Origin of the sequence: Coprococcus sp. RTP21204st1_G4_RTP21204_210225 (genome assembly GCF_040915385.1) — a bacterium.
In the GTDB taxonomy this organism is placed as follows: domain Bacteria; phylum Bacillota; class Clostridia; order Lachnospirales; family Lachnospiraceae; genus Allocoprococcus; species Allocoprococcus comes.
Map to the genome: position 1 here is coordinate 26,604 of NZ_JBCPDP010000021.1, position 20,775 is coordinate 47,378.

Genomic DNA, 20,775 nt, shown 5'->3' on the forward strand with positions numbered 1-20,775 from the left:
TAAAATATGCTAAAATGATACCAGTTTGTGATTCAAAAGAGGAGGAGTACAGATGAGAGGAGCCGGAAGTAAGAATGTCTGGGCGTTATTTCTGCTGATTTTGGCAGGAATTGTTCTGGGTGGCTTTATCGGTGTGCTTGCAGAAGGGGTTCCAGCACTTAGCTGGCTTTCTTATGGACAGACTTTCGGGGTAGAGACACCGATTGTTTTGAACCTCGGACTTGTCGTTATTACGTTTGGTCTTACGATTAAGATCACGATCGCAAGCATTATTGGAGTGATTATCTCCATATTCATTTATCGTTTCTTATAGGATGTATAAAGCATCCCATATACAAGGGTGGAGAGTCTGGTGTGAATCAACAAATCCTGCAAAAGGATGAATCAAAAAAATACCATTCGAGAAATGTTATCAGAAGAGCGGCCATATGAAAAATGTGAACGCTTTGGGGCGGGCAGTTTAACAGATATTGAATTGCTCGCTGTTTTGTTAAGGACTGGAACAAAGGGAGAGAGTGCACTGGATCTTGCCAGGAAGCTTTTTTATCCCGGAGAAGGTACACAGCCACAAGCCAAAGCCCATCTTCAAAGCTGGACAAAAGAAGAACTGCTGAAAATCAGTGGAATCGGAAGAGTAAAGGCTATTCAGATCTTATGCCTTTGTGAACTTTCCAAGAGAATGTCCCAGCTTTCAGCCAGAGAAGATCTGGATTTTTCAAGACCGGATACAATTGCAGCATATTATATGGAAGATATGCGCTATTACAGGCAGGAGCATTTGAAATTGCTGATGCTGAATACGCGTTCCAGACTGATCGGAGAAAGCGAAATTTCGAGAGGGACAGTAAATATGTCCGTAATTTCCCCGAGAGAGCTTTTTATAGAGGCATTGCAAAAGAACGCAGTCTATATTATATTGTTGCACAATCATCCAAGTGGTGATCCGATGCCGAGCAGGGAAGATATTCTTGTGACACAGCGAATCCGGGAGGGCGGAAGCCTTCTTGGAATTGAACTTCTGGATCATATCATTATTGGTGATAACTGCTATGTATCACTCGCAGAGCAGAAGCTGCTTAAGGAAAAGTAGTATGGAAAGGAACTTTAGATTATGGCGCGAAATATTTACGGTCTTGATCTCGGGACTTATGAGATCAAGGTGTATGATAAAAAGCAGGACAGTACGTGGAAAGAGAAGAATGTAATTGCTATTGTGGACGGAAAAGAGATCTTGGCTGTCGGCGATGAAGCATATGCGATGTTCGAGAGAACACCGGGAAATATTGAAGTGGTGTTTCCGATGAAAGAAGGTGTAATCAGCAGATTTACGGATATGCAGTATCTTCTTCAGAATCTGCTGAAGAAAGAGCGCCGTTTTACAAGAGGATCAGAATATCTGATCGCAGTACCTACGGATGTCACAGAAGTTGAAAAACGGGCGTTTTTTGATCTGGTTGTTCATTCAACGGCGAAAGCAAAAGAAGTGAGTATTGTAGAACGCGGTGTTGCGCAGTGTATCGGAATGGGAATTGATGTCCGGAAGACAAAAGGGATGCTGATCGTTGATTTTGGTGCGGCTACAACCGAATTATCTGTAGTAGGTTCAGGTGGCATGGTACTTAATAAAATGCTTAAGATTGGTGGTATGACATTTGATGTGGCAGTTCAGAATATGGTCCGCCGGAATTATGATTTTCTGATCGGAAGACAGACAGCCGAGGCTCTCAGAAAACGTTTTGGAGTGCTTGGCGGAAACGGAAAAGCTTCCATGGTGGTTGCCGGACGTAATCTGGTTGTTGGTGTACCAAGATACCAGGAAATCCCAAGCAGTGCGGTACGGGCTGCGATGAAAGAATCTCTGGAAACCTGTACTTCGCAGATTGGTCAGTTGATTGAACGGACCCCACCGGAGGTAGCCCGTTCAATCAGAAAGAATGGAATCTGTCTGACGGGTGGTGTTTCCAGGCTACCGGGGCTTGACCGGTACATAGAAGCTGTGACTGGATATCCGGTGCATGTGGCTGCTAAGCCGGATCTGTGTGCAGTAGAAGGGCTGCGACGGATGATCAATTCAAAAGAACTTAAAAAACTTTCGTACTCAATGTTGGATGAAAATTATAGGTGGATAAGATAGATGAAAAGAAAGAATCAATTTTCAACATCAAATAAATACTGGTTGCTGATCCTTGCTATCATATGTATTGTATTGATGGGACTTTCCGGATTTGCAGAGTCCGGGAAAGGACCGCTTTCCTGGGCAGCAGGTTACACGATCGTGCCGATGCAGAAAGGAATCAACCGTGTCGGGATGTGGATCGGCGATGTTTCAGAGAATTTTGCAACACTTCAGGAAATAAAAAAAGAAAACAAAGAACTGAAATCCCGCCTGGAAGAGATGACGACTGAGAATAACCGATTGCAGCAGAATTCAGCAACGCTGGAAAGATATAAAGAACTATATAAGATGGATCAGAATTCAGCGGATTATCCGAAAGTTGCTGCGAATGTAATCGCCAGCGAGAATAGCAACTGGTTTTCGAAATTTACGATTGATAAGGGAAGCAATGATGGGATCAGGGAAGATATGAATGTCCTATCTGGAACCGGACTGGTTGGGATCGTCACAGAAGTCGGACCGAACTGGGCAACAGTAAGTTCGATTATCGATGATAAAAATGTAAGTGCCATGATCCTGACAACCTTTGACAAATGTATTGTAAGCGGAGATCTGCAGACGGTGCAGGACGGACTTTTAAAATTTGAACAGCTTGCCAATAATGAAAATGAAGTGGCGGTCGGAGAACAGGTTGTAACATCGAATATCAGCAGCAAATATCTGCAGGGACTTCTGGTTGGATATATTTCAGAGGTAAATGTAGATTCCAATAACCTGACAAGATCCGGATATATCATTCCTGCTACGGATTTTAAGGAATTACAGGAAGTTCTTGTTATTACAACAACAAAGCAGGATCTGATCGATGGAAAAGGTGAAAGTGGAAGCGATAATGGAGGCGAATAGACATGAAAAAGATTAAAAGGATCCTGATCTGTGCTGTGTTGATCACTGTCTGTTTCCTTCTGGAGACAACGGTGTTTCAAAAGCTGGCGTTTGCCTCGATTATTCCGAATCTCCTGATTATTGTGACGTCCTCATTTGGATTTATGAGGGGACAAAAAGAAGGGATGATCATCGGCTTTTTCTGTGGACTTTTAAAAGATATACTAGGTGGAAATCTGCTTGGATTTTATGCGCTGATCTATATGCTGATCGGATATGGCAACGGATTTTTCCAGAGAGTATTTTATGACGAAGACATCAAACTCCCGTTGGCACTTATTGCCGGCAGCGAGTTTCTATATGGTATGGTGATTTATGTCCTTTTATTCATGTTAAAAAGTGATTTCCATTTTTTGCATTATCTGAGACATGTGATCATGCCGGAACTGGTTTACACGATTCTGGTTACACTTGTTCTGTATCAGATCATTCTGCATATTAACCGAAGACTTGAAGAAGAAGAAAAAAGGAGTGCTAGCAGATTTGTTTGATTTATTGGATCGTCTGAAAAGATGGTTTATCGACTTGGTAAAATCTAGAGTGTTTGTGCTGATGCTTGTGTTTATTGTGCTTTCTACAATTTTGATACAGCGTGTGTTTGTTTTACAGATCGTAAACGGACAGGCATATCTGGATGACTATAAGCTTCAGATCCAGAAAACAAAAGAGGTACAGGGAACCAGAGGTCGTATCCTGGACCGGAACGGAGTGGTTCTGGCAGATAACAAGCTCGCATATTCCGTCACGATTGAAGACAACGGTGACTATGATACGGTTAAAGAGAAAAATAAAATCATCAATGCAACAATTGAGAAAGTGATCAGTATTGTTGAATCGAATGGAGATTCTATTGTCAATGATTTCAAAATTATTCTCAATGATAATGGAGAATATGCTTATTCCATGACAAGCGAGGTGCAGCGTCTGCGGTTCCTTGCGGATGTGTTTGGAAAAGCAACCATTGATAAGCTCAGTAACAAGCAGAAGGCATACAGTGCGGCAGATCTGATGCATTATCTCTGTACAGATGAGACCTATGGTTATGGACTGGACGAACAGAAGCTGTCCAAAGAAGAAATCCTGAAGCTGGTAACAATCCGGTATTCTATGGGACTGAATCGCTATCAGAAGTATGTGGCTACAACGATTGCAAGTGATGTCAGTGAAAGTACAACAGCTGCTATTATGGAAAACCTGGATACTCTTCAGGGAGTTAATATTGAAGAGGATTCAATCCGTTATTACCCAGACAGCAAATATTTTGCGTCTATTCTTGGTTATACGGGTGTGATTTCACAAGATGAATATGATGCGTTGGATGAAAAGGAGCAGGACTCGTATTCTCTTACGGATGTGGTTGGAAAAGCAGGGCTGGAGCAGACACTGGATAAAACACTTCAGGGTGAAAAAGGTGAAATCAAACTTTATGTTAACAGTGTGGGAAAGGTCATTGAGTCCAAGCAGGGGAAAAAGGCAAAGGCAGGAAATGATGTCTATCTTTCTATTGATGCCAATCTGCAAAAGGCAGCTTATGATCTCCTGGAAGAAAAGCTTGCCGGAATCATCCTTTCCAATCTGACTACGTCTCTGACCTATGACCGTACACAGGCAGAAGAGGGAAGTGATGTGAAGATACCGATTGGTGATGTTTACAATGCATTTATTTCCAATGAGATTCTGAATGTGGGACATTTTGAAGCTGCGGATGCCGGGGAGACTGAGAAAAGTGTGTATGCGTCATTTTCCTCCAAAAAGGAGGCAGTGCTTGCAGATGTGATGGCACAGCTGAGTGATTCAGGTGCGCCGGCATATAAAGACTGTGATGAGGATATGCAGGCATATCTCAGTTATATTATCAGTACTGTACTTACCCAGAATGCAGCAATCATTCAGAAAGATTCGATTGATACCAATGATTCTACCTATATTGCGTGGGAAAATGATGAGAGCATCAGTCTCTATACTTATCTGAATTATGCGATCTCCAAGAACTGGATCGATACATCAAAACTGACTGATTATATGAACAGTGACAGTGAGTATTCGGATCAGAATGAAGTATATCAGGGGATTCTGGCGTATATCAGTGCAAATCTTCCTAAGGATTCCGGATTTGACAAACTGATCTACAAGTATATGATACGCAATGAAGAAATCACAGGAAGCCAGATTGGTATGATGCTTTATGAGCAGGGAATTCTGAATTATGATGCAGATGTTTATAATAAGCTTGCGGATGGTACAATGACCGCCTATGATTTCATGTATTCCAAGATTGAAGATCTGGAAATCACACCGGGACAGCTTGGACTGGAACCATCTACCGGATCGGTCGTAGTAACTGACACGAAGACCGGACAGCTTCTTGCCTGTGTATCCTACCCGGGATATGATAATAACCGGCTTGCAAATACCATGGATTCAGGCTATTATACAAAGCTTTTAAATGATCAGTCAGCACCGTTATATAATAATGCGACGCAGGAGAAGACGGCACCGGGATCTACTTACAAACCACTGGTTGCTGTTGCCGGACTGACAGAAGATGTCATTGATACCAGTACGTATATCAGTTGCGGCGGACTCTATGAAAAAATTTCACCGAGTCCACGATGCTGGATTTATCCGGGGTCGCATGGAAGTCTGAATGTGACGAGTGCGATCCAGCATTCCTGTAATATGTTCTTCTATGAAGTTGGATACCGTCTGGGACTTACAAACCAGATGCTCAGTAATGCAAAGAGCAGCGAGTCGGGATATTCTTCTGACCAGGGATGTGAGACGCTTCTGAAATATGCGACTATGTTTGGACTGAACCAGACAACAGGAATCGAAATTCCGGAATCGTCACCTCAGGTATCTGATCAGGACTCTGTACGTTCTGCAATCGGTCAGGGTACTAATAACTATACGACAACTCAGCTTGCAAGATATGTTACAGCAATTGCAAACAGAGGAACTGTTTATAATCTTTCCCTTCTGGATCATGTGGAAAATAAGGATGGTAAGGTAACAAAAACTTACGAACCGGATGTGCTGAACCAGATAGAGGGTGTTTCCGGAAATACATGGGATGCTGTTCAGTCGGGAATGCGGGCAGTTGTTACCAGCAACAGTACATATTCTTCGCTGGGAAATATTACAATGTCAGGTAAAACCGGTACGGCACAGCAGAGTACTACACATCCGGATCACGGTCTGTTTGTTGGCTATGCGCCAAGTGACGACCCGGAAGTCGCATTTGCGATCCGTATCAAAAATGGTTATGAATCTTTATATCCGTCAGAGATTGGAAGAGACCTGATGCGCTATTATTATGGAGAGACAAGCCGTGATGAGCTGATCACAGGGCATGCATCGGCAGCAGGTTCATCATCGACACATGGAGACTAGATTGAGGGGGATCACAGGTATGAAACAGAAAGTCATCATTAAAAGTAATAAATACGGTCTGATTGTTCATATGGATCCTGATGCAGAGTATACAGAGATTCTGAAGGAATTGAGAGAAAAATTTACCGAATCTGCTCGCTTTTTCAAAGATGCGACCATGGCGGTTACGTTTGAAGGGCGGATTCTTACAAAACCACAGGAAGAAGAGGTCATTGGTCTGATCACTGATGTCGCTCATATCCATATTGTCTGTATTTTTGATGCTAATGAAAATACAGAAAGATTATACAAAAAAGTAGTAGAAGACTCTCTTAACAGTTTAACCAGAAAAGAAGGTCAGTTCTACAAAGGTACGCTCAGACAAAGGCAGGTACTGGAGACAGAACAGAGTATTATTATACTTGGCGATGTAGAGTTTGGTGCAACCGTAGTATCCAAGGGCAATATTGTTGTGCTGGGTGCGGTAAGGGGAACGGTACATGCCGGGGCAACAGGAGATCGGAATGCGTTTATTACGGCGTTGTCGATGAGACCGCATGTAATGAAGATTGCAGATATTGTATCAACACATACATATCTTCAGGACGAAACCGTAAGACCAAGTATCGCCCGTCTTGACGGCAAGCGCATTTATATCGATCCACTGGAGAATTTAGAGTGGTAGGAGGATCTGAAAAATGGGTGAAATTATTGTAGTGACATCGGGAAAAGGCGGTGTCGGAAAAACAACAACGACAGCAAATATAGGTGCCGGACTTTCAAGGCTCGGGAAAAAGGTACTGGTGATCGATACGGATCTAGGTCTTCGGAATCTGGATGTTGTCATGGGACTTGAAAACCGGATCGTATATAATCTGGTCGACGTGATCGAAGGTGGCTGCCGTTTGAAGCAGGCGATGATCAGTGATAAGCGTCATGAAAATCTGTATCTGCTGCCATCGGCACAGACAAAGGATAAGTCAGCGATCACACCGGAGCAGATGATCAAGCTTACAAATGAGCTTCGAGATGAATTTGATTACGTTTTACTGGATTGTCCGGCAGGGATTGAGCAGGGATTCCAGAATGCGATTGCCGGAGCTGACAGAGCATTTGTTGTGACAACGCCAGAAGTATCCTCCATTCGTGATGCTGACCGCATCATTGGGCTGCTGGAGCAGAATCACATGAAAAAACTGAATCTTATTATTAACCGTATCAGGATGGATATGGTGAAAAGAGGAGAGATGATGTCAGTAGAAGATGTGACAGAGATTCTTCCTATCGATCTGATCGGAGCAATTCCGGATGATGAACAGGTCGTGATCGGAACGAACCAGGGAGAGACGGTTGTAGATATGGATTCGCTGGCAGGAAAAGCATATACCAATATCTGCCGGCGTATAACCGGTGAAGAAGTGCCATTTCTCGATCTGGATAAACAGGAAAGTTTGTTTTACAAACTTTCCCATATGTTTAAAAGAAATTAGGAGGATGTATCATGCATGTATTTGAAAGAGGTATGCACCATTCATCTGTCCGCATTGCAAAAGAACGTTTGAAAAGCCTTCTTGTTTCGGACCGGGTGCAGTGTCAGCCAGATACTTATGAACTTTTGTGCGGAGAATTATACCACACAATCGGAAAATACATGAAGATAACCGAAGATAATTTTAAAGTGGAAATAACACGTTCACAGATTAGAATCAACTTGACAGGAGAAAAATCGTGAGATTACCAAAAAAGACAAAACCTTATCATTTAAAAGATGTGAAATTCGGTCTGGTCATTTCTGTTATTGCTATATCGATTATCGGAGTTATGGTAATCGGAAGTGCAAAGCAGGCAGTACAGGGAAGACAGATCATAGGACTTGTCGCCGGAGTGATCCTGATGATCATTCTTTCGATGATAGACTATGTATGGCTTCTGAACTTTTACTGGATTTTATACGGGATCAATATCATTGCACTGGTATGTGTAAAGCTGTTTGGAACCAATGTAAATGGTGCACAGCGGTGGATCGATATCGGAGTGACGAATTTTCAGCCATCAGAGCTCAGCAAAATACTGGTTGTCGTATTCTTTGCAAAATTTCTGATGAATCATGAGGATGATCTGAGCAGTGCTGCAACCATCCTGAAAGCAGTAGGACTGATTGCACCAACACTGATCCTGATCGTTCTTCAGCCAGACCTTTCAACAACCTTATCCATAGCGCTTGTCTTTTGTGCTATGATGTATCTGGCGGGACTGAGTTATCGATTTATCGGAACCCTGATTGCGATTCTGGTTCCGGTTACGATTATTTTTATCAGTATTGTTGTACAGCCAAATCAGCCATTTCTGCACGATTATCAGCAAAAGCGTATTCTGGCATGGCTGGAACCACAGAAATATGCAAGTGATGAAGCTTACCAGCAGAATAATGCAATTATGGCGATTGGTTCCGGACAGCTTACCGGTAAAGGACTGAATAATAATACAACCACATCCGTGAAGAATGGAAATTTTATTTCTGAGCCACAGACAGACTTTATTTTTGCAATTGTAGGTGAAGAATTAGGTTTTGTGGGTTGCTGTATCGTGATTGGTCTGTTATTATTGATTGTAGTACAATGCATATTGATAGGACTCAGGGCACAAGATCTGGCGGGGCGGATTATTTGCTGCGGTGTAGCCGCGCAGATAGGATTTCAGTCGTTTATCAATATCGGCGTGGCAACAGGGATCTTACCAAATACAGGAATTCCCCTTCCGTTTGTTAGTTACGGACTGACTTCGCTTATCAGCTTATATATGGGAATTGGCATTGTATTAAATATAGGGCTTCAGCCTAAAAAATATCAGTAAAAGGAGCTGAGAAAATGAATATCGGACTTATTGCGCATGACTCTAAGAAAACACTGATGCAGAATTTCTGTATTGCATATCGTGGGATTTTGAGCAAGCATGAGTTGTATGCGACCGGTACAACCGGCCGGCTGATCGAAGAAGTTACTAATCTTTCTATTCACAAATATCTTGCGGGACCGCTGGGCGGCAAACAACAGCTCGGTGCGCAGATTGCACAGAATGGAATTGATGCTCTAATCTTTCTTCGGGATCCACAGAATCCAAAGCCACATGAACCGGATGTAAATGATGTCATTCGTCTTTGTGACATGCACAACATCCCGATGGCTACCAATCTTGCAACGGCAGAAATCATTATACTTGCATTAGACAGAGGAGACTTGGATTGGCGTGAGATGTATAAGTAGAGCAAAAAGTGCCGCACTGGTATGTGTGGCATCGATAAGTCTGTTTACAGGTGGTTGCATCGGAGGAAAAGGAGCAACACCTGTGACAGCATATGAACTTAAAAATTATAATCAGGATTTATACCAGGGAAAGCTTTATGCAGAGGAGCTGTGTGTAGCACAAAATGATGTGGCGTTAGAGGGTTATACAGAAGATACTGAATTGCACAGTGCTGCATTATTTGATCTTACAGGAGAACGTGTATTATATTCTTATAAAGCGCATGAACGACTGTATCCTGCCAGTACAACCAAGATCATGACGGCACTTCTCGCTATTGAGAATGCAAATTTGGATGACCAGGTGACGATCAGTGGAAACGCAGATGCATCCAGTTTTCCGGCGGATGCACAGGTGTGCGGCCTTGCGAAAGGAGAAGTCTGGACACTCAGGGATCTTTTGGGAGCTCTTCTTTTGTATTCTGGAAATGATGCAGCAACTGCAATCGCGGAATATGTAGGTGGATCAGAAGAAGCGTTTGTTAATATGATGAACCGCAGAGCCCAGGAATTGATGGCGAACGGGACTCATTTTATGAATCCGCACGGACTGCATGATGACAATCATTATACAACAGCGTATGACCTTTATCTGATATTTAATGAGTGCATAAAGCATGAAGATTTTGTAAATATCATACAGAGTGAAGCATATACCGCATATTATACAGATGTGGACGGTAACAGCCAGGAGGCGTTGTTTACACCGACCAATCTCTATGCGCAGGGAGAGGTGGATGTGCCGGAGAATGTTACGATCGTAGGTGGGAAGACCGGGACAACGGATGAAGCAGGATATTGTCTGATTCTGATGGAAAAAGATTCCAGTGACAATCCATACATATCGATTGTTATGGGAGCCTCAGAAAAACCGGTTCTGTATGAGGATATGACATCATTGATCGAGGCAATCCCGTCTGGTCAGCAGTAAATGTGGTGTGTGAATCTTATCGTATACACAAAAAGGGGCATCTCTTGTCTGGGAGCCCCTTTCTTTTTTTCAAGCATGTAGAAAATACACCGAGATGGTATCAGGTACATTACCTGGGCGTATTAAGATTCGGACATGGATCCGATTCTACCAAAAAGACTGATCAGGTAGAGTCCACACAGTCCGACGATCGTGTAGACGATACGTGAGAGCCATGACATGTTTCCAAAAAGCCAGGCAATAAGATCCAGACGGAATATACCGATCAGAAGCCAGTTCACAGCACCGATGATCACAACGGTGAGTGCTGTATTATCAAACCATTTCATGTAAATATCCTCCTTATACGATTCTATACGGTTAGTATGTGTTAAAACTTTGTGATTATTCATAAATGAGAGGAAAAATATGTTATATTATAAATATTCGGATTACCTGAAAAACAAATATGGTGAAAAAGTATACAAGCTTCCGGTGAACCTTCCGGTCACATGTCCGAACCGTCTTGACGGAGATGGATGTGCATTCTGTGCCGGTGCAGGAACCGGATTTGAGGCAATGTCGGCTGCAGTTTCTGTCACAGAACAGTTGACACGGACCAGACAGATGATTACAAGAAAATACCATGCCAACAAATATATTGCATATTTTCAGAATTATACCAATACCTTTCTTCCTCCGGACAGATTTCGCAGTTATCTGATGGAGGCTACCAGGATTCCGGGTGTCGTGGAGATATCTGTTTCCACAAGACCGGATTGTGTTTCGGCTGAGTATCTTGATATTATGAGAGATATCCGCGCGATGACCGGAATTCAGATGAATGTAGAACTTGGATTACAGACAGCAAATTATCATACACTGCAGATGATCGACAGGGGACATGGCCTTGCAGAATTTATCGATGCAGTACTGCGGATTAAAAGATATACTGGTATTTCAATCTGTACCCATGTGATTCTTAATCTTCCGGGAGATACGGCAGCGGATGCAAAAGAGACTGCAAGAATCCTTACTGCGCTTGGTGTGGATATTGTGAAACTGCATTCGCTTTATATTGCCAGAAATACACGGTTGTGCGATTGGTATGAAAATGGTAAAATAACGGTATGTTCAAAGGAAGAATATTTTGAAAGAGTGATTACGTTTCTTGAACAGATTCCGGAAACCGTGGCAGTAGAACGAATGTTTTCAAGAATTCCTGAGAAAGATGCGGTGTTCTGTAACTGGGGATGCAGCTGGTGGAGGCTGAGGGACGAACTGCTGCAGAAGATGGAAGAGGAAGGCAGGTATCAGGGCAGGTGCTGTGATTATCTGAATGGTGCGGCACTGTGCCTGTTAAAATCCGAATAGATTTGGAGGCTTGATTTTTGGCTGGGAAAAAGAAGAATACGGAGGTCGTCAGCCTCCAGAAATATAAACGAAAAGGACATTTAAATATTGGTACGATTCTGTTTGGAATTATTTTTGTGTATCTTGTTTTTACCGTTCTGATCTATTTTACAAAAGATAGAGTGAGTGTATATGAGGTACGGGAAGGAAGCATTTTAAAAGACAGGAATCTTACCGGAATGGTTCTCAGAAAAGAAACGGTGGTAAATGCTGAAAAAAGCGGATATGTCAATTATTTTGTAGACGATGCACAGAAGGTTGCACTTGGAACCAATATTTACACCATTACGTCTTCCAAGCTCGAGACACAGACGGATCAGGACAGCAATGAAGAAGTTTCCCTGAATGCAGATGAATGGAACAGTATTCTACTGAAGGCACAGGGATTTAATGAATCCTATTCACCGGAGGAGTTTAAGACGGCATCAAATCTGAAAAGTGAAGTAACAGCGATCTTACAGAACAATACGACACAGAGCAGGGTTGCACAGCTGAATTCTATTTTGCAGTCCGGAAATGTAGATGCATTTCAAAGTCCGGATGACGGAATCGTGGAGCTTTCGGTAGATGGCTATGAAAATCTGACGACAGATAATATCACGGATGAGATGTTTGATAAGGCAAATTACAGTGTCACAGAGCTTTCAGGCAATCAGAAGATTGATGCAGGGCAGCCGGTATATCGCCTGGTCACAGATGAAGAGTGGACGGTAACGGTACGCCTGACCTCTGATCTGGCACAAACCTTCCAGAAAAAAATGAACGGGGAAGATTCCCTTTCTGTTGAGGTCAGATTCCTGAAGGATAATAAGGACCTGTGGGGAACTATGCGACTTACGGAAAAGAAAAATGATATTTATGCCAATATTACTTTTAAGGATTCCATGATCCGGTATGCAGATGAACGGTTCGTGAATATTGAACTGATCCTGGAAGACGAGTCCGGGCTTAAGATTCCGAAAACCTCGGTAACGGAGAAAGACTGTTATGCTGTTCCGATAGATTATATTACGAGCGGCGGGGCTTCTCAGAACGAAGGTGTCTACAGGCAGACGACCAAAAAAGGAAAGACGACAACGGAATTTATTCCGGTGACGATCATTAACGAGGATACGGAATCGGGTATTGCATATCTGGATACAGAGAATCTGAAAAAAGGAGATACTCTTTTGTTGCCGGAATCTTCCGATACGATGGATCTTTTGAAAATCGAAAGCATCAAAGGAGTTTATAATGTCAATAAAGGCTATGCTGTATTCAAGCAGGTTCAGATCCTGAGTGAGAGTGATGAATACTATATTATTGCAGAAGGAAACAGCTACAGTCTATCCAATTATGATCATATTGCCCTGAACGGAGATTCTGTTCGGGATAATCAGATAGTAAGTCAATAAGAAATGGAGTGAAAGAAATGATCACAGAAAACTTAAAAGATGTGGAAGCACGTGTATGCGCTGCATGCGAACGCTCCGGCAGAAAACGGGAGGATGTAACACTGATTGCTGTCAGCAAGACCAAACCGGTAGAAATGCTGGAAGAAGCGTATGCTTACGGTTGCCGTTATTTTGGTGAAAATAAAGTGCAGGAACTGGATGAAAAATATGACATAATGCCGAAGGATATTCACTGGCAGATGATTGGTCATCTGCAGCGCAACAAAGTAAAATATATCATCGATAAGGCAGAGCTGATCCATTCTGTTGATTCTATTCGTCTTGCGGAAACAATTGATAAAGAAGCAGCGAAAAAAGGTATTGTTGTAAATGTGCTTCTCGAAGTAAACATGGCAAAAGAAGATACAAAATTCGGTCTGATGCCAGAGGAAGTTATGGATTTTATTCATGAAATTGTCAGATTTCAACACATAAAAGTACAAGGATTGATGACAATTGCTCCGTTTGTAGAAAACCCGGAAGAAAATCGTATACATTTTGCAAACTTACGAAAATTATCTGTTGACATTGCAAAGGAAAAAGTTGATAATGTTAACATGAGTATTCTTTCAATGGGGATGACCAATGATTTTGAAGTTGCTATAGAAGAGGGAGCCACCATGGTTCGGATAGGGACAGCAATTTTTGGCGAGCGAAATTATGCTCATCAGATTTAGATACCACAGATAGGAGTGTATAAGAAAAATGGGAGTATTAGATAAGTTTTTAGACGTTATGAAATTAAACGGCGACGATGATGAGTATGATGATGATTTCTACGATGAAGATGACGATTTTGAAGATGAGTCATATGAAGAAGAGAAGCCAAAAAAGAATATTTTTGGAAAGAAAGATAAACCGGCTGCTTACGAAGAAGAAGAGGAAGATTATCAGCTTAAAAAATCAGGTCGTTCAAATAAAGTCACCCCGATGCGCCAGCCTTCTACACGCAGAAATGCTCCTGCAATGGAAGTTTGTGTAATCAAACCAAACGCAATGGATGATACACGTGAGATTACAGAGACTCTTCTCGCGGGAAGAACTGTTATTTTGAATCTGGAAGGTATGGATCTTGAGATCGCGCAGAGAATTATTGATTTCACATCAGGATCTGCTTTTGCAATTGATGGTAATCTTCAGAAGATTTCAAGTTATATTTTTCTGGTAACACCGGCAAATGTTGATATTTCCGGCGATATGCAGGATCTTCTGAATACTTCGTTCGATGTGCCGATCCAGAACCGTTACTAGAAGAAAGAAGACAGGGTATGGAAAAAGAAGAGACTTTACTTCGTAAACGTCTGATTGAGCTGTCTAACAATGCTTATCAGAGAGGAATCATTATGTATTCCGATTTCCTGAACCTGAATGAACTGAATATATTACATACTACGCCGAAGGATTCTTTCCCTGTTCCATACAGGACCTTTGGCGGGTATGATCCGTCAGAGCGTCAGATGGCAGCATTTCTACCTGATGCTTTTTATATGTATATGGATGAGGAAAGTATCCGCAGTACATATCCGATCCGCATTCTGAAGATCAGTCCGCTGCAACCGAAATTTGCTGAGGAATTATCACACAGAGATTATCTGGGTGCACTTCTGAACCTTGGGATCACACGGGCAAAGACGGGAGATATTCTGATTCACGATAAGGAAGCTTATGTGTTTGTACATCAGGAACTGACGGAGTTTCTTGTAAAAGAACTGACCAGGGTACGTCATACAACCGTTCGTGCCGTAGAAGTAGAAAATGCAGATTTTAAATGGGAGCCAAAGTACGAAGAGATTAAGGGGACTGTTGCATCAGTACGCCTGGATTCCCTTCTTTCACTGGCTTTTTCTTCGTCCAGAAGTAAACTTACTGCATTGATTGAGGCTGGGCGTGTATACGTAAACGGAAAGCTGATTACCAGTAATGGATATCATGTAAAGGACAACGATATCATTTCCGTAAGACAGATGGGACGTTTTCAGTACGAAGGAGTTCTTTCCGAGACAAAAAAAGGACGTTATTATGTTACAATCCGAAAGTATATCTAATGGCATTAGCAGTAAAGGAGAGCATATGAAGAACAGACCAGGGTTAAAACAATATATTTTTGCAGCACTTGGAGTCGTAATCCTGGTGCTTCTGGATCAGTATACAAAGCTTCTGGCAATTGCACATTTGAAGGATCAGTCTGCATTTGTGTTGTGGAATAATGTTTTTGAATTGCATTATCTTGAAAACAGAGGAGCTGCATTTGGGATTTTTCAGAACCAGCGATGGTTCTTTGTCATCATGACCGTTGTGATCCTTGTTATTGTGAGCTGGTTTTATGGCAGAACTCCGGTAGAAAAAAGATATCTGCCACTCAGAATCTGTATGATCATTCTGACAGCCGGAGCAATCGGGAATTTTATTGACCGTCTGACCAGAGGATATGTGGTTGACTTTTTTTATTTTTCACTGATTGATTTTCCGATTTTCAATGTGGCGGATATTTATGTGACTGTGACGTTTATCGTTCTGGTTCTGCTGATCTTTTTTTATTATAAGGACGAAGATTTTTCTATTTATTCGCGCAGACAGGAGCAGAAACATGCAGATTAAAGAATTTCAGAGTGAAGAAAATGCAGGGGAGAGAATCGACAAATTTCTCACAGAGAAAGTGCCGGAGCTTTCCCGTTCTTATATTCAAAAACTGATAAAAGAAAAAAATGTAAAGGTAAATTCCACAGTAATCAAATCTAACTATAAGGTTGCAAAAGGAGATCAAATTCAGATTACGATACCGGATTTGACGGAACCGGATATCCTGCCGGAAAATATACCATTGGATATTCTCTATGAGGATGATGATATCCTGGTGGTTAATAAGCCGAAAGGTATGGTAGTGCACCCGGCAGCAGGTCATTATACCGGAACCCTGGTCAATGCGATCATGTATCATTGCAAAGACCGGCTTTCAGGAATCAACGGTGTAATGCGTCCGGGAATCGTACACCGGATCGATATGGATACTACCGGTTCTCTTCTGGTATGTAAAAATGATACCGCACACCAGATCCTTGCAGAACAGTTAAAAGAGCACAGCATTAAGCGGATTTATCATGCGATTGTACACGGTAATATCAAAGAGGATTCCGGTACTGTGAATGCGCCGATCGGACGCCATCCGATTGACCGGAAGAAAATGAGTATCAATGAGAAAAATGGCAGAAATGCAGTGACACACTACCGGGTCCTGGAGCGTTTTGGCGAATATACTTATATTGCCTGTGAGCTTGAAACCGGTCGCACACATCAGATCCGTGTGCATATGGCAAGTATCCATCATCCGTTGCTTGGAGACTGTGTATATGGTCCGGCAAAATGTCCGTGGACACTACAGGGGCAGACACTTCATGCGAAAATTCTTGGAATTATCCATCCGAGAACCGGAAAATATATGGAATTTGATGCCCCACTTCCGGAATATTTTGAAAATTTATTGAAAAAACTACGCAAAATGTCATGAAAATCTATACATTTATTATGAATTGTTATATAATATGTATAGGATAATCATGGAATAATGACCTGCAAAGGAGCGTGACGTTTATGAGTAAAACACATACAATTATAACAATAGGTCGTCAGTTTGGAAGCGGAGGACGCGAAATTGGAAAACGTCTGGCAGATGAACTGGGAATTGAGTTTTATGATAAAGAATTGTTGTCACGGGCAGCAAAGGACAGTAAGATATGCAAAGAGCTTTTTGAGACACATGATGAAAAACCGACGAACAGTTTTCTCTATTCATTGGTAATGGATACATATTCTATGGGATTTGCATCCGGTTCTGTCAATGAAATGCCACTAAATCACAAGATTTTCCTTGCGCAGTTTGATGCGATCAAAAAGATTGCGGAGGAAGGACCGTGTGTACTGGTAGGAAGATGTGCGGATTATGCACTGGAAGAGCGGGATGATGTACTAAGTGTATTCATTCATGCAGATCTGGAAGACAGGATTAAAAATGTAGCAAAGCTGAATGAACTGACAGATAACAAAGCAAAAGATCTGATACATAAGACAGATAAACGCAGGGCAAGCTATTACAATTATTATACCAACAAAAAATGGGGCGATGCCGAAAGTTATGATATTTGTATAAACAGTTCCAAGTTTGGTGTTGACGGATGTGTGAAAGCTATCAAGGATTTTCTTGAATTAGAGGCAAGCTTGGAAGAGTAAGAACAGCGATTATAATGTTATAAGACGGGGGAAATAAAAATCCCCCGTTTTTTAGACCTGTAGCAAAATACTTATGTTCTGATAATTTCGGAACACAGGCATTATAGTGTCAAATAAAGAGAAGAAAGAGGAGACAAGAAAACATGAAATTTGTAATTCAGAGAGTAACACATGCCGAGGTTGCGGTAGAAGGAGAAGTGATCGGAAAGATTGGGAAAGGATTTATGGTGCTGATCGGAGTGGCACAGGATGATACCAGGGTGATTGCAGACAAAATGGTAAAGAAGTTGACAGGACTTCGCATTTTTGAAGATGAGAACGGAAAGACCAATCTTGCCCTGAAGGATGTGGATGGAGAACTTCTTCTGATTTCCCAGTTTACCTTATATGCAAACTGTAAAAAAGGATTCCGCCCAAGTTTTATTGAGGCAGGTGCACCGGATATGGCAAATGAACTGTATGAATATATTATTGAAGAATGTAAGAAAGTGATCCCGGTTGTGGAAAGAGGAAGCTTTGGCGCGGATATGAAGGTATCTCTTTTAAATGACGGTCCATTTACGATCGTGCTGGATTCGGAGCAGATTTGTTAAATTATTATTTGGTTTCTAAAGATGTATCGTGTATAATAGAATACAGATGGAATACACAAGAAAGTGGGGAATGTAATAATGAGTTATGAAGCATTAAACAGCAGGATTATGGAGATGAAGGATGAAATTCTTGCTGGAATCCAACAGAACATGAGAATTGAAAGCGTGCGTGGTGAGGCACAGCCAGACGCGCCATATGGTCCGGGACCGAAGGCTGCTCTGGAAGATGCCCTTGAACTTGGCCGCAAGCTTGGCTTCAAGGTTGGGCAGGCAGACAATCGTATAGGCTGGGTAGAATATGGAGAAGGAAAAGAGATGGTAGGCGTTCTTGGTCATGTAGACGTTGTACCGGCTGGCGATACCGGTTGGACTTATCCTGCCTATGGTGCCGAGATCCACGATGGAATTCTTTGGGGAAGAGGATGTCTGGATGATAAGGGACCGATCATTGGATCAATTTACGCATTGAAGGCGATCCGTGACCTGAATCTTCCAATTGACCGTAGAATCCGTGTTATTTTTGGATCTGATGAGGAATGTGGCTCTTCATGCGCGGCGTATTACGTAGAGAACGGATATGAGATGCCGACGATCGGATTTACTCCGGATGCAGATTTTCCTGTTATTTTCTGTGAAAAAGGAACGACCGGAATCAAAGGCGGTTCTAAGGTTTATGACAAAGGTCATATCGAAGTGGAATATTTTGGTGGTGGAATTGCTGACAATGTCGTGATTCCAACTTGTAAACTGATCGTAAAAGGAGACATTAAGGTAGCAGAGACAGAAGGAATCACTGTGACGCATGAAAACGGAAAAACAATCGTTGAAGCGGTGGGAAGAAGTGCACATGGAAGTACCCCGCATCTTGGTGTAAATGCAGCAATTCTTCTTTTGAATGCAGTGAAAGAGAATGAATTTGGTGGAGAATTCCAGCAACTGATGGAATTTCTTCTGAAAGAGATCGGAACGGAGACAAATGGAGAATCACTGGGAGTACATTATGTGGATGAAGAAACTGGTGAGACAACCGTAAACCTTGGTATTGTTTATTATGATGGAGAAGAGACCTATTTTACATTAGATGTCCGTTATCCAAAAAATGCAGATCCGAAAGTTGTTGATGATACACTGATCAATCATATCAACAGTTACACATTCGATGTGCTCCGGAAAAATAACCACAAAATTCTCTATGTACCAAAAGACTCTGAACTGGTGACAAAGCTCGTTCATGTATATGAAGAAGAGACTGGCGAGCACTTGGAACCACTTGCAATCGGTGGTGGAACTTACGCAAAGAAATTCCAGAACATGGTTGCATTCGGACCGGTATTTCCAGGTGAAGCAGACGTGATCCATCAGCCAGATGAACATGTGGAAGTAGAAAAGCTTCTCCGTGCACTGCAGATTACGGCAGCAGCGATGTACGAACTTGCAAAAAAATAGTAGAAAACAGTGCTGACTGAATTATCTGGATATGTCATAATAGATACGAGCATCGAAGGGTGAGTTGTTCAATGGAACAAAAGCCGGATAAGATGACAGGTTGAGAATACCTGTACATCTTATCCGGCTTTTTTGATGCATTTGAAAAAATATTTATGATAGTAAGAAAAAAAGGGATATGGAGAAGAACATATATAAAAAACAGGTGATTACTTGCAAAAAGCACTTCTATCTGAGATGCTTCTGCAAGTAATCACCTGTTTTTTTAAAATTAACGGAAGAAGCGCATAACAGCAGCAACTTTCCCTAAAATCGTAACATCTTCAAGGATAAATGGTTCCATTGCATCATTCTCCGGCTGAAGACGGATCACACCTTCTTCTCGGTAAAACGTCTTTACCGTTGCACCGTCATCAATCAGAGCAACAACCATGTCACCGTTCTCTGCAGTTGCCTGCTTTTCCACAATGACATAATCTCCATCCAGTATACCGGCATTTATCATACTTTCACCCTGAACTTTCAGCATAAAGAGTTCTTTATTTGATGAAATATATTCAGTAGGAACAGGATAGTAATCTTCAATATTCTCCTGTGCAAGAACCGGTTCTCCTGCAGCTACATGGCCTACGATCGGAATCTGAACCATCTCACGTCTTGTGAGATTAAATGAATCATCCAGAATCTCGATTGCACGTGGTTTGGTTGGGTCACGTCGTATGTATCCGTTCTTCTCAAGAGTCTCGAGATGAGAGTGTACAGAAGAAGTTGACTTCAGATTCACAGCATCACAGATCTCACGTACAGCCGGTGGAAAACCACGTTGCAGGATCTGGGACTTAATATATTCAAGTATCTCTTCCTGTTTCTTGCTAATATTACCTTTACTCATAAAAGACCTCCTAAATCTGTATCTATATCAATTTGAAGTATTATCTGAACTAACTTAAATGAAAAACTAAATTCCAGCTGTGGATTATCTCAGTAACTATGCGGGATTAAATTCTGTAATGCACCTTAA

General features: G+C 41.9%; 24 protein-coding genes. 22 read left to right on the forward strand and 2 right to left on the reverse strand.

Features of this window, described 5'->3' with window-relative positions:
* Positions 1-52: 52 nt before the first annotated feature.
* The 12 genes from AB5213_RS14715 (at position 53) to AB5213_RS14770 (ending at position 10,666) form a co-directional block, all read left to right on the forward strand.
* Positions 53-313, forward strand: coding sequence for a DUF4321 domain-containing protein (locus AB5213_RS14715; RefSeq protein ID WP_055157107.1), 261 nt, complete (start codon positions 53-55; stop codon positions 311-313).
* A 66-nt stretch (positions 314-379) separates the two neighbouring features.
* Complete coding sequence (gene radC, locus AB5213_RS14720) at positions 380-1,090, forward strand: DNA repair protein RadC (RefSeq protein WP_008370231.1); 711 nt, start codon at positions 380-382, stop codon at positions 1,088-1,090.
* A 21-nt stretch (positions 1,091-1,111) separates the two neighbouring features.
* The gene (locus AB5213_RS14725) at positions 1,112-2,134 is read left to right on the forward strand and encodes a rod shape-determining protein (protein WP_008370233.1); all 1,023 of its coding nucleotides are present in this window, start codon (positions 1,112-1,114) and stop codon (positions 2,132-2,134) included.
* Positions 2,135-3,022, forward strand: coding sequence for a rod shape-determining protein MreC (gene mreC, locus AB5213_RS14730; RefSeq protein WP_368276874.1), 888 nt, complete (start codon positions 2,135-2,137; stop codon positions 3,020-3,022).
* 2 nt (positions 3,023-3,024) lie between these two features.
* Entirely contained in the window at positions 3,025-3,552 is a 528-nt protein-coding gene (mreD, locus tag AB5213_RS14735) for a rod shape-determining protein MreD (protein WP_172676481.1), read from the forward strand.
* Positions 3,533-6,454 (forward strand): penicillin-binding transpeptidase domain-containing protein, encoded by a 2,922-nt coding sequence (locus tag AB5213_RS14740; RefSeq protein ID WP_368276875.1) that lies wholly within the window; start codon positions 3,533-3,535, stop codon positions 6,452-6,454. The genes mreD and AB5213_RS14740 overlap by 20 nt, the downstream gene beginning before the upstream one ends.
* Positions 6,455-6,473: 19 nt before the next feature.
* Positions 6,474-7,118: a septum site-determining protein MinC gene (minC, locus tag AB5213_RS14745; protein WP_022221007.1), complete on the forward strand. Its 645-nt coding sequence runs from the start codon at positions 6,474-6,476 to the stop codon at positions 7,116-7,118.
* A gap of 13 nt (positions 7,119-7,131) precedes the next feature.
* Positions 7,132-7,923, forward strand: coding sequence for a septum site-determining protein MinD (gene minD, locus AB5213_RS14750; protein ID WP_215686514.1), 792 nt, complete (start codon positions 7,132-7,134; stop codon positions 7,921-7,923).
* 11 nt (positions 7,924-7,934) lie between these two features.
* Positions 7,935-8,165 carry a cell division topological specificity factor MinE gene (locus tag AB5213_RS14755; protein WP_022221008.1) on the forward strand — a complete coding sequence of 77 codons (231 nt, stop codon included), beginning with the start codon at positions 7,935-7,937 and terminating at the stop codon, positions 8,163-8,165.
* Positions 8,162-9,286, forward strand: coding sequence for an FtsW/RodA/SpoVE family cell cycle protein (locus AB5213_RS14760; RefSeq protein ID WP_195250629.1), 1,125 nt, complete (start codon positions 8,162-8,164; stop codon positions 9,284-9,286). Before AB5213_RS14755 ends, AB5213_RS14760 begins: the two co-directional genes overlap by 4 nt.
* 14 nt (positions 9,287-9,300) lie before the next feature.
* Entirely contained in the window at positions 9,301-9,696 is a 396-nt protein-coding gene (locus AB5213_RS14765) for a methylglyoxal synthase (protein ID WP_008370250.1), read from the forward strand.
* Positions 9,680-10,666: a D-alanyl-D-alanine carboxypeptidase family protein gene (locus tag AB5213_RS14770; protein ID WP_055157101.1), complete on the forward strand. Its 987-nt coding sequence runs from the start codon at positions 9,680-9,682 to the stop codon at positions 10,664-10,666. The genes AB5213_RS14765 and AB5213_RS14770 overlap by 17 nt, the downstream gene beginning before the upstream one ends.
* A gap of 122 nt (positions 10,667-10,788) precedes the next feature.
* On the opposite strand, the gene AB5213_RS14775 is transcribed toward AB5213_RS14770, so the two are convergent.
* Positions 10,789-10,995 (reverse strand): DUF378 domain-containing protein, encoded by a 207-nt coding sequence (locus AB5213_RS14775; protein WP_022221010.1) that lies wholly within the window; start codon positions 10,993-10,995, stop codon positions 10,789-10,791.
* Positions 10,996-11,074: 79 nt separating this feature from the next.
* On the opposite strand from AB5213_RS14775, the gene AB5213_RS14780 reads away from it, so the two are divergent.
* The 10 genes from AB5213_RS14780 to pepV all read left to right on the forward strand — a co-directional run bounded on the left by AB5213_RS14780 (position 11,075) and on the right by pepV (position 19,754).
* Positions 11,075-12,019: a TIGR01212 family radical SAM protein gene (locus AB5213_RS14780; RefSeq protein WP_055260970.1), complete on the forward strand. Its 945-nt coding sequence runs from the start codon at positions 11,075-11,077 to the stop codon at positions 12,017-12,019.
* A gap of 17 nt (positions 12,020-12,036) precedes the next feature.
* On the forward strand, positions 12,037-13,452 hold the full coding sequence (locus AB5213_RS14785) for an HlyD family efflux transporter periplasmic adaptor subunit (protein WP_368276876.1): 1,416 nt from the start codon (positions 12,037-12,039) through the stop codon (positions 13,450-13,452).
* 17 nt (positions 13,453-13,469) lie between these two features.
* Positions 13,470-14,168 (forward strand): YggS family pyridoxal phosphate-dependent enzyme, encoded by a 699-nt coding sequence (locus tag AB5213_RS14790; protein ID WP_008370261.1) that lies wholly within the window; start codon positions 13,470-13,472, stop codon positions 14,166-14,168.
* A gap of 28 nt (positions 14,169-14,196) precedes the next feature.
* Entirely contained in the window at positions 14,197-14,742 is a 546-nt protein-coding gene (locus AB5213_RS14795) for a cell division protein SepF (protein WP_008370263.1), read from the forward strand.
* 17 nt (positions 14,743-14,759) lie between these two features.
* The gene (locus AB5213_RS14800) at positions 14,760-15,536 is read left to right on the forward strand and encodes a YlmH/Sll1252 family protein (RefSeq protein ID WP_008370265.1); all 777 of its coding nucleotides are present in this window, start codon (positions 14,760-14,762) and stop codon (positions 15,534-15,536) included.
* A 25-nt stretch (positions 15,537-15,561) separates the two neighbouring features.
* On the forward strand, positions 15,562-16,089 hold the full coding sequence (lspA, locus tag AB5213_RS14805; protein WP_022221012.1) for a signal peptidase II: 528 nt from the start codon (positions 15,562-15,564) through the stop codon (positions 16,087-16,089).
* Positions 16,079-16,996: an RluA family pseudouridine synthase gene (locus tag AB5213_RS14810; RefSeq protein ID WP_055260964.1), complete on the forward strand. Its 918-nt coding sequence runs from the start codon at positions 16,079-16,081 to the stop codon at positions 16,994-16,996. Before lspA ends, AB5213_RS14810 begins: the two co-directional genes overlap by 11 nt.
* An 83-nt stretch (positions 16,997-17,079) precedes the next feature.
* A complete protein-coding gene (locus AB5213_RS14815; RefSeq protein WP_022221014.1) occupies positions 17,080-17,715 on the forward strand; it encodes an AAA family ATPase in 636 nt (211 codons plus the stop codon).
* Positions 17,716-17,858: 143 nt separating this feature from the next.
* Positions 17,859-18,308: a D-aminoacyl-tRNA deacylase gene (gene dtd / locus AB5213_RS14820; RefSeq protein WP_055157091.1), complete on the forward strand. Its 450-nt coding sequence runs from the start codon at positions 17,859-17,861 to the stop codon at positions 18,306-18,308.
* Between the two features lie 78 nt (positions 18,309-18,386).
* The gene (gene pepV, locus AB5213_RS14825; RefSeq protein ID WP_055157089.1) at positions 18,387-19,754 is read left to right on the forward strand and encodes a dipeptidase PepV; all 1,368 of its coding nucleotides are present in this window, start codon (positions 18,387-18,389) and stop codon (positions 19,752-19,754) included.
* A 271-nt stretch (positions 19,755-20,025) separates the two neighbouring features.
* On the opposite strand, the gene lexA is transcribed toward pepV, so the two are convergent.
* Positions 20,026-20,646 (reverse strand): transcriptional repressor LexA, encoded by a 621-nt coding sequence (lexA, locus tag AB5213_RS14830; protein WP_055157087.1) that lies wholly within the window; start codon positions 20,644-20,646, stop codon positions 20,026-20,028.
* Positions 20,647-20,775: the final 129 nt, after the last annotated feature.